This window comes from Nocardioides sp. B129/18, assembly GCF_055282735.1.
The window spans coordinates 21,120-30,825 of sequence record NZ_JBUZJI010000016.1 but is presented as its reverse complement, the minus strand read 5'-3'; the positions used below and the strand labels follow the sequence as shown (position 1 = coordinate 30,825).

Genomic DNA, 9,706 nt, shown 5'->3' with positions numbered 1-9,706 from the left:
TCGCGTGCCAAGCAGACAACTACCCGGCTGGCCGGGTGACTGACGCCCGGTCCCGGACCCGCACCACCCCACCCCGCACGACCAGGTGCAGGGAGCGGTCACGGCGCACCAGAGGCCCGGTGGGCCGGGCGAGCTCGCCGAGGCCCAGACGTAGCGTCACCGGGCGGGCGCCGGTGCGCAGGTCGACGAGGGTGAGGGTCCAGGCCTGCACCGCCCACAGCGTCGAGCGCTTGCCGACGACGTAGGCCAGGCCGGTGTCGGCGGCCACCACGGGGGCGATGGGCGCGGTGGGGACCTCGGCGGTCCAGGCGATCACGCACCGCAGGCGATCGCCGTCGGGGCGCACGTCGATGCGGGTGATGGCGCCGGCGGGGGCGCGGCCCAGGGCGGTGCCCCACGCCGTCCAGCCGGCGGAGTCCACCGCCAGCAGCGACGCCTGCCGGCCGACCGCCACCAGGTCGGCGCCGACGACGCTGTGGTCGTCGTCGAAGAGCTCGGCCCGGCAGCGCTCCCGGCCCGTGGCGCGATCGAGCACGACGACGTGCGAGCGCGGCTCGGCGACGTCGGCGATCGCCAGCAGGCCGCCGGGCAGGGCGAGCGGACGGCTGGCCGAGCCCGGGACGGGCTGACCGGCGCGGGGGCCGCTGCCCAGGTCGTACGCCGAGCGCCAGGCCTCCTGCAGCCGCGGACCGGCCGCGACGTCGACCGCCACCACCGCCTCCTGCGAGGACACCTCCATGCGATCCGGACGCGCGGGGTCGGGCGCTGCGAAGCCGGTGGTCACGGGCGCGCCCAGGTCGAGGCGGCCCAGCGGCGGCCCGGCCCCGTCCAGCAGGCCGAGCACGCCCCGGGCCGAGACGAACCAGGTGCGGCCGCGGGGGTCGAGGGCGACGTCGCGCACGCAGTCGCCGGCGGCCAGGACGCCCGTGAGGTCGCTGCGGGCCTCGCGTCGGGCCATCGCGCGGTCGCCGGTGCCGACGGTGCGCACCACCGTCACCGCGCGTCCCAGACCCACGGCGAGGCGGCCGTCGGGACGCAGCGCGAGGGCGCCGTCGCAGGGCCCGGACGCCGGCAGGTCCAGGCTCGCCCGCGGACGGTCGTCGGCGCCGAGCACCCGCAGCGTCGTGGTGTCGGCGTCGCGGCAGAGCACGACGCCGTGGCCTGCGGCGTCGGCGCGCATCGTCGAGCAGCCGGTGCCCAGCCATCGACCGGCCACCACCGGGCTGTCGCCCACCGGTCCGGCGTCCGCCGCGGCGTCCGCACGGGTCAGCGGACGCGCCTCCAGCGGTCGTCCCTCGTAGGCCGGCGTCACCCAGCGTCCGGCGCCCGGGGGCAGCGGGAGTCGGCCGGCGGGAGCCAGGAGCCACCGGCCGGCCGCGAGACCCACGACCGCCGAGCCGACCAGCACGCCGACGCCCACGCGGGCGGCGCGCTCGCGCGGCGTCGCCGACCACCACGGCTCGAGCACGGCGTCGCGCACCCGCGGCATGCCCAGCAGCACGCCGACGACGACCAGCACCGGCAGCGGTCCGGTGAGCCAGCCCAGCAGGAGCAGCGCCGGCCAGACGAGCAGCCGCACCGGGCGCCGCGGACGCAGCCGCGCCAGCACCGTCCCCAGCCGAGCGGAGAGCGAGACACGAGGCGGCGGGGGCGGAGCGCTGCGGGCCCGCGCGGGCGCCTTCTTCGCGGGCGCCTTCTTCGCGGGCGCCTTCTTCGCGGGGGTCTTCGTGGCGGGGGTCTTCTTCGTAGGTGCCTTCTTCGCCGCAGCCTTCTTCGCCGCAGCCTTCTTCGCCGTCGCCTTCGAGGCGGCGGCCTTGCGCGGGCGGGAGCCGCCGCCCGCGCCGGTGCTCAGCGGCCCCGCGGGCCGAACTGCGGCGCCGCCTTGGCGAAGGCGGCCTCGCGCGCGGCCTTGGTGTTGCGGGCGAACAGCAGCCAGGCCTGCTCGACGCGCTCACGGGCGAAGGTGCGACGCGACCCGGCGAACCAGGTGTCGTCGAAGAGCCGCTTGGCGGCGGCCAGCTGGTCGGGCGAGCGCAGGGTGAGCTCGCGGGCGAAGCGCTCGGCCGCGGCGACGGGGTCGGAGTCGAGCTCCGTGACCAGGCCGAGGTCGTGGGCCTCCTTGCCCGAGAGGTGCTGGGCGGTCATCGTCAGCCGCTTGGCGACGTCGATGCCGACCAGCTCGGAGAGGCTGCGGATGCCCGACATGTCGGGGATGATCCCCCACTTCGCCTCGAGCACCGACCAGGTGGAGTCGGGGTGCGCGATGCGAAAGTCGGCGGCCAGGGCCAGCTGGACGCCGCCGCCGAGGCAGTGGCCGTGGACCGCGGCGATCACCGGCACCGGCAGACGACGCCAGGCCCAGCAGGCCTCCTGGAAGGTGTTGGTGCCGCGCCAGGGCCGCGGGACGAACGCGGTGGCGATGCGTGCGGGCTGGCGCATCACGTGGGCGAAGTCGAGCCCGGCGCAGAAGGAGTCGCCCTCGCCGGAGACGATCACGGCGCGCAGAGTGCGGTCGCGCCGCAGGGTGCGAGCGGTGGCGACGAGGTCGTCGAGGACGTCGAGCGTGAGCGCGTTCAGCTTCTCGGGACGGTCCAGGCGCACGTGGGCGATGCCGTCGCGGATCGTGCAGGTCACGTGGGTCACGCCGTCCAGTATCGGCCCCCGACCCTGCGCGAGGGGGGTGAACCCCGCCATAGTGGACCGGTGAGCAGCCCCCGCGCCGGTCAGCCCGCCCGTCCAGAGGACCTCGTCGACGTCGCCCACCTCGTCACGGCGTACTTCTCCGTCCAGCCCGATCCCGAGGACGTCGGCCAGCAGGTCGCCTTCGGCACCAGCGGCCACCGGGGCACCTCGCTGACGGCGAGCTTCAACGAGGCCCACATCCTGGCCACCACGCAGGCCATCTGCGAGTACCGGTCGGCCCAGGGCTACGACGGGCCGCTCTTCCTCGGCCGCGACACCCACGCGCTCTCCGAGCCGGCTTGGACCACGGCGCTGGAGGTGCTCGTCGGCAACGACGTCACCGTGCTGGTCGACGCCGCCGACGGATGGACGCCCACGCCCGCGGTGTCCCACGCGATCCTGCGCGCCAACGGCGGACGCACCACCGGAGCCGGCCTGGCCGACGGCATCGTCGTCACGCCGTCGCACAACCCGCCGTCCGACGGCGGCTTCAAGTACAACCCCCCGCACGGCGGCCCCGCCGACACCGACGCCACCGGCGCGATCGCCCGCCGCGCCAACGAGCTGATCGCCGGCGGCCTGCGCGAGGTGCGCCGCGTGCCGTTCGCCCGAGCCCGGGCCACCGCCGGCTCCTACGACTTCCTCGGCACCTACGTCGACGACCTGCCCTCGGTGCTCGACCTCGACGCCGTCCGGGCGGCCGGCGTGCGCATCGGCGCCGACCCCCTCGGCGGCGCGTCCGCGCAGTACTGGGGTGCGATCGCCGAGCGGCACCGCCTCGACCTCACCGTCGTCAACCCGCTCGTCGACCCCACCTGGCGGTTCATGACGCTGGACTGGGACGGCAAGATCCGCATGGACTGCTCCTCCCCGTCGGCGATGGCCTCGCTCGTGGCGCGCATGGACGGCGACGAGGCGCCCTTCGACCTCGCCACCGGCAACGACGCCGACGCCGACCGGCACGGCATCGTCACCCCCGACGGGCTGATGAACCCCAACCACTTCCTCGCCGTCGCCATCGAGCACCTCTTCGGCGGCGCGCGACCCGGTTGGCCGGAGGGCGCGCGGATCGGCAAGACGCTGGTGTCGTCGTCGATGATCGACCGCGTCGCCGCCGCCGTCGGACGTCCGCTGGTGGAGGTGCCGGTGGGCTTCAAGTGGTTCGTCCCGGGCCTGCTCGACGGCTCGTTCGGCTTCGGCGGCGAGGAGTCGGCCGGCGCGTCGTTCCTGCGTCACGACGGCTCGGTGTGGACCACCGACAAGGACGGCCTCCTGCTCGCGCTGCTCGCCTCGGAGATCCTCGCCCGCACCGGGGAGACCCCCTCGCAGCGCTACGCCGCCCTCGTCGCCGCCCACGGCGATCCGGCCTACGCCCGCGTCGACGCCCCCGCCGACCGCACCCAGAAGGCCCGGCTCGCGGCCCTCACCCCCGACGACGTCACCGCCGACTCCCTCGCCGGCGAGCCGATCCTCCAGCGGCTCACCAGCGCCCCCGGCAACGGCGCCCCGCTCGGCGGGCTCAAGATCGTCACCGCGTCGGCCTGGTTCGCCGCGCGACCCTCCGGCACCGAGGACGTCTACAAGATCTACGCCGAGAGCTTCCAGGGCCCCGAGCACCTCGCGCGGGTGCAGGACGAGGCCCGCGAGGTCGTCAACGCCGCTCTGGGCTGACGTCGACGCCCGATCAGGTCAGGGAGAACTGGACGTTGTCAGGGGAAGCTTCCCCTGACAACGTCCAGTTTCCCCGGATATCCGGGGAAATTGCCCCCCGCGGATCAGCCGAAGCGGCGCTGCAGACCGGAGGCGCGCTGGGCGCGGCGGTCGAGGGCGGCACGCACCGAGGCGGGGTCGGCGACCAGGCAGACGCGGTCCTTGGCGCGGGTGACGGCGGTGTAGAGCAGCTCGCGGGTGAGCAGCGGGGAGTCCGGGGGCGGCAGGAGGACGGTGATCTCGCTGGCCTGGCTGCCCTGGGACTTGTGGACGGTCATCGCGTGCATGGTGTCGACCTCGCCGAGGCGGCTGGGCGCCAGGCGCAGCGGCTCGGGGTCGTCGGCGGCACCGACGACGGCGAGCGGGCGACCCTCGGGGCCGGCGACGACGACGCCGGTGTCGCCGTTGAACAGGCCCAGGCCGTAGTCGTTGGCGGTGATGAGCAGCGGACGGCCGGGGTACGACTCGGGCCCCCCGGCCCGCCCCACCGGGCGGCCGCCCCGCTCGAGGAGCACCTCGGAGAGCCAGCGCTCCACCTGGAGGTTCCAGTGGGCGACGCCGTAGACGCCGTCGCGGTGGGCGCACAGCAGGCGGTGCCGCTCGACGGCGGCGAGGGCGGCCGGGACGTCGCCGCGCACGGCGGCCGCGTGGACCTCGAGCGCGTGGTCGAGCAGTCGCGTGCGCAGGAGGGCGCGATGCTCGGTGTCGGTGGGGTCGAGGAGCCGGACGGGCGCGGAGGCGTCGGCGGGGTCGGCCTCGGCGAGGAGCTCGAGGGCCGTGGCGGAGTCGCCGACGCGCAGCGCCTCGGCCAGGCCGCCGATCTCGCGGCCGAACCGGTGGCCGGTGCGCAGCGCCGTGACCGAGCCGGGCGTGCGCACGCGCAGCCCGGCGACGAGGTCGGCGAGCACCGCCCCGGCCTCGACCGACGCGAGCTGGTCGGGGTCGCCGACGAGCACCAGCCGGGCGTCGGGACGCACGGCCTCGACGAGCCGCGCCATCATCGTCAGGGAGACCATGGAGGTCTCATCGACGACCACGACGTCGTGGGGCAGCCGGTTGGCGCGGTGGTGACGGAAGCGGGTGCGCGACTCCGGGCGCCAGCCCAGCAGGCGGTGCAGCGTGGACGCCTGCAGCCCGGCCAGGCAGGCGCGATCGTCATCGGTGAACCAGGACTCGCGCTGCGCCTGCTCGACCGACTCCTGCAGCCGGGCCGCGGCCTTGCCGGTGGGGGCCGTGAGCGCGATGCGCAGCGGTCGGCCCGCCCGGGCGGCCTCGGCGCCGAGCAGGGCGAGCAGCCCGGCGACGGCGGTGGTCTTGCCGGTGCCGGGCCCTCCGGTGAGGACGCTGGTCCACGAGGTCGCCGCGGCCAGCGCAGCGGCGCGCTGCTCGTCGTAGCCCGCGGGGAAGAGCCGCGCGGCGCCGGCCTCGAGGGCGGCGGCGTCGAGGCGGGGCGGCTCGGCCTCGGCGCGGGCGAGGAGGTCGTCGCGGACCTGGCCCTCCTCACGCCAGTAGCGGTCGAGGTAGAGCAGACCGTGCTCGACGCGCACGACGCCGGCCCGGGCCACCGCGCTCGCGGCGACGGCGTCGAGCCAGCCCTCCACCGGAGGCCAGGGCAGCTCCTCGGGCCGCTCCTCCCCCTCGAGCACCTCGAGGTCGGCGTGCGCGGTGTCGACGAGGTCGACGCAGACCGAGCCGTGGCGCACGGCCCGCACCGCCAGCGCGACGGCCAGCGCGATCGGCTCGCCGGCCGCGCCGTCCGGGTCGAGCCCGCTCAGCGCGCAGGCGCGGCGCGCGACGTGGACGTCGGCCGCGGTGAGCACGCCTGCGGCGTTGAACCGGCCGAGGAGGCCGGCCGGGGCGATGTCGGCGCCCAGCGCGAGCCGGGGGTCGTGGGCGTCGCGGGGCTCGAAGCGCTCGATCACGGCGCACCTCCGTCGAGCAGGTCGGACAGGGCGACCACCAGCGCGGCGGGCGGCTGCCAGGAGAAGACGCCCGAGGGGTGGCCGTCGATCACGGGCGAGGCCGCACCGGCCATGCCGCGCAGGTAGAGGTAGGCGACGCCGCCCAGGTGCGTGGCCGGCTCGTAGCCCGGAACCCGCCAGCGCAGGTAGCGGTGGACGACCACCGAGTAGAGCAGCGCCTGCAGCGGGTAGTGCGAGTGGAGCATCGCCTCGGCCAGCTGCGGGGCGGCGTAGTGGCCGGCGTGCGGCGGCACCTCGGGCGGGCTGAGCCGGTTGGTCTTGTAGTCGACGACGACGAACCGCGCGCCGCCGGGCACCTCGGCCGCGGGCACGCGCAGCACGACGTCGATGGAGCCGGAGAGGTAGCCGCGCAGCGGCTGGTCGCCCAGCGGCGGGGTCCGCAGCCGGTCGGCGTAGCCCGCGAGGGGATCGTCAGCGGGCAGGTGCGCGCGCAGGGTCGCGGCGAGGTCGCGCAGCACCGGCTCGCGACGGACGCGGGTGGGACGGTCGCCGCCGGCGAGCGGGATCTCGAAGTCGAGCTCGCGCAGCCGGTCGGAGAGCGGCAGGTCGGCGAGGGTGAGCCCCGGCGCGAGCGGGCCCAGCGGCGAGCGGTGCACCTCGAGGAGTCCGGCGGCGAGGGTGTCGGCGTCGACTTCCACCGGCCACCACCGGGCCTGCTCGACGACGTGGCGACGCAGCTCGGCGAGGAGGTCGCCGTCGGTGGCGGGCGCCGCCGGGTCGGCGTGCTCGAGCACGGCGTGCACCAGGCTGCCGAAGGCCGCACCGGCCGGGGCGTCGGCCAGCGGCAGCGTCACCGGGGACTCGGGAGCGCCCTCGATCTCGTCGGCGACCGCCTCGAGCACCTCGAGCTCGGGCACCGCCTCGTCCTCGCGCAGCGCGACGTCGGGCTCGCTGGTGGCGGCGGCGGCCTGCTCCTCGATCCGGATGAGCGCGGAGTAGGAGGTGCGGGTCCAGGCGGTGTCGACGCCGCGCTCGAAGCGGCGGACCTCCAGCGCGGGCGCGGGGCCGGCCGCGGTCGGGCCCAGGGGCTGGGAGGGATCGGCGGGCTCCACGACCTCGTGCGTGAGCGCACCGAGCCGGGTGAGGAGGTCGAGGATGCGCGCGGCGTACTCGTCGTCACGGACCTGCACGACCTCGGGCACGTGGGCCGTGCCGGGCTGGCGGCCGAAGACCATGCGGTGCAGCGGACCGTGCTGGGTGGTGGTCGTGGGCGCCCACCAGGTGACGACCTGCGACTGGGCGCGGGTCAGCGCGACGTAGAGGTCGCGGAGGTCCTCGGCGGCCTCCTCGGCGACGTGGCGGGCCTCGTGGGCCGACCAGCCCTCGCCGGCGCCGCGCACGTCGAGGGTGCGGCGTCCGGCCTCGTGGTAGCGGGCGACGGTGACGGGGTGCCGATAGAGCTGGTGGACGAAGGGCAGGTGCACCACGGGGTACTCCAGGCCCTTGCTGGCGTGGACGGTGACGATCTGCACGGCGGCGGCGTCGGAGTCCAGGCGGCGCGGACGGTCGGTGCCGGCGATGCGCAGCCGCTCCTCGCGCAGCCAGCCGAGCAGACCGGCCAGGCCCAGCCGCTCCCGGACCGCGACGTCGTGGAGGAGCTGGCCGAGGTGGCGCAGGTCGGTGAGCAGGCGCTCGCCGGCCGGACGGGTGAGCAGCGACGGAGTGAGGCCGGCGGCCTCGAGCGCCTCGACGAGCGCCGCGACGCCGCGCAGCCGCAGCACCTCGGCCCAGCCGCGCAGGCGGTCGGCGACGGCGTCGGTGAGGGCGTCGCCGTCGGCGGCGATCTCGGCTGCGGTGTGCCGGACGAACGGCCCCAGCGCGGCCGCGCGCACCCGGGTCACGCGATGCGGCTGCTCGAGCGCCTCCAGCAGGGTCCACCAGGCGTCGGCGGCCTCGGTGGCCAGCAGGTGGCCGCCGCCGGCGACGACCGCCGGCACCCCGAGCGCCTGCAGCGCGGTCTGCACGAGCAGGCCGTGGTCGCGGACGCCGACGATGACGGCGACGTCGCCGGCGCGGATCGGGCGACCGTCCCAGGTGGCGTCGGAGGCCAGCAGTCGGGCGATGTCGGCGGCGCAGTCGGCGGCGACGAGCTCGCGCGCCAGCGCGGCGCGCACCAGTCCCTGCTTGGTGAGCGGGAGCCCGGCGCGGGGCAGCCGCCGCAGCCGCAGCGGCGCGTCGGACGGCGCCCCCTGCAGCCGGGAGCCGCGGTGGTGGGCCCGCACGGGGTGGACGACGATGCGCTCGTCGCCGAGGGCGGCGGCGTCGAGGAGGACGCCGAGGGCGGCGTTGAGCGGCTCGTCGGCGCGGAAGCTCGTGGCGAGGGTGGCGCTGACGTCGGCGGTGTCGGCGGCGCGGAGGTAGGTGTGGACGTCGCCGCCGCGGAAGCCGTAGATGGCCTGCTTGGGGTCGCCGATGAGCACGAGGGTGGCGTGGCCGCCGAAGGCCCGCTCGAGGACGTCCCACTGGGTGGGGTCGGTGTCCTGGAACTCGTCGACCAGCACCACGCGCCAGCGCGCCCGCAGCCGCTGCCGGCCGTGGGCGTGGGGGTCCTCGAGCGCGTGGGCGACGCGGGCGAGGAGGTCGTCGTAGGCGAGGATCCCCTGCCGGCGCTTGCGCCGCTCGACCTCGGCGCGCACCTCGGCGGCGAAGGCCACCCGCAGCGCGCCCGGGGAGTCGGGGTCGGCCTGCTCGGCCGCGCTGGGCGGGGCGACGTCGGCCAGGCCGTCGGCCATGACGGTGCGGGCCAGACCGCGGGCGGCGGCGAGGTCGAAGGGCGGGGCGACGCTGCGGGAGCCGAAGAAGCGCAGGTAGACGTCGTCGACGACCTCCAGGACGAGGTCGTCGAGGGTGTCGACGAGCGTGGCGCCGGGCTCGGTGTCGCCGGCGACGCCGAGCGAGCGCAGCACCAGCTGGCAGAACTGGTGGGTGGTGGCGATGGTGGCGGCGTCGAAGCCGGCGAGGGCCGCGCGGAGGCGGTCGAGGCGCAGCCGGCGCTCCCCCGCGTCGGCGTCGAGCAGCCAGGTCTCGACGACGTCGAGGTCGGAGTCGAGGTCGGAGTCGAGGTCGGCGCCTGCGTCGCCAGGCTCCAGCGCCTCGGCGAGCAGGCGCTCGGAGGCCACCAGGCGTCCGCGCACCCGGGCCCGGAGCTCCTGGCTGGCCGCGCGACCGAAGGTGACGACGAGGAGCTGGTCGACGTCGACCTCGCCGCCGGCGAGGTAGCGGGCGACCAGGCCGGCGATCGTGTAGGTCTTGCCGGTGCCGGCGCTGGCCTCGAGCAGGGTGGTGCCGGTGGGCAGCGGACCGGCGAGGTCGTAGATGCGGGGCTCGGCCAT

General features: G+C 76.5%; 5 protein-coding genes. 1 reads left to right on the top strand and 4 read right to left on the bottom strand.

Translation table 11 applies throughout. From position 1 onward, the window contains the following. Nucleotides 1-19: 19 nt before the first annotated feature. Nucleotides 20-1,609 (bottom strand): hypothetical protein, encoded by a 1,590-nt coding sequence (locus ACZDWJ_RS12395; RefSeq protein ID WP_463521269.1) that lies wholly within the window; start codon nucleotides 1,607-1,609, stop codon nucleotides 20-22. 239 nt (nucleotides 1,610-1,848) lie between these two features. Then, entirely contained in the window at nucleotides 1,849-2,643 is a 795-nt protein-coding gene (locus tag ACZDWJ_RS12390) for a crotonase/enoyl-CoA hydratase family protein (protein WP_463521268.1), read from the bottom strand. A 60-nt stretch (nucleotides 2,644-2,703) separates the two neighbouring features. Here ACZDWJ_RS12390 and pgm point away from each other — a divergent pair, with 60 nt between their 5' ends. Then, complete coding sequence (gene pgm / locus ACZDWJ_RS12385) at nucleotides 2,704-4,353, top strand: phosphoglucomutase (alpha-D-glucose-1,6-bisphosphate-dependent) (protein WP_463521267.1); 1,650 nt, start codon at nucleotides 2,704-2,706, stop codon at nucleotides 4,351-4,353. A gap of 104 nt (nucleotides 4,354-4,457) precedes the next feature. On the opposite strand, the gene recD is transcribed toward pgm, so the two are convergent. Next, nucleotides 4,458-6,314 carry an exodeoxyribonuclease V subunit alpha gene (gene recD / locus ACZDWJ_RS12380; RefSeq protein ID WP_463521266.1) on the bottom strand — a complete coding sequence of 619 codons (1,857 nt, stop codon included), beginning with the start codon at nucleotides 6,312-6,314 and terminating at the stop codon, nucleotides 4,458-4,460. Beyond that, a complete protein-coding gene (locus ACZDWJ_RS12375; RefSeq protein WP_463521265.1) occupies nucleotides 6,311-9,706 on the bottom strand; it encodes a UvrD-helicase domain-containing protein in 3,396 nt (1,131 codons plus the stop codon). The genes recD and ACZDWJ_RS12375 overlap by 4 nt, the downstream gene beginning before the upstream one ends.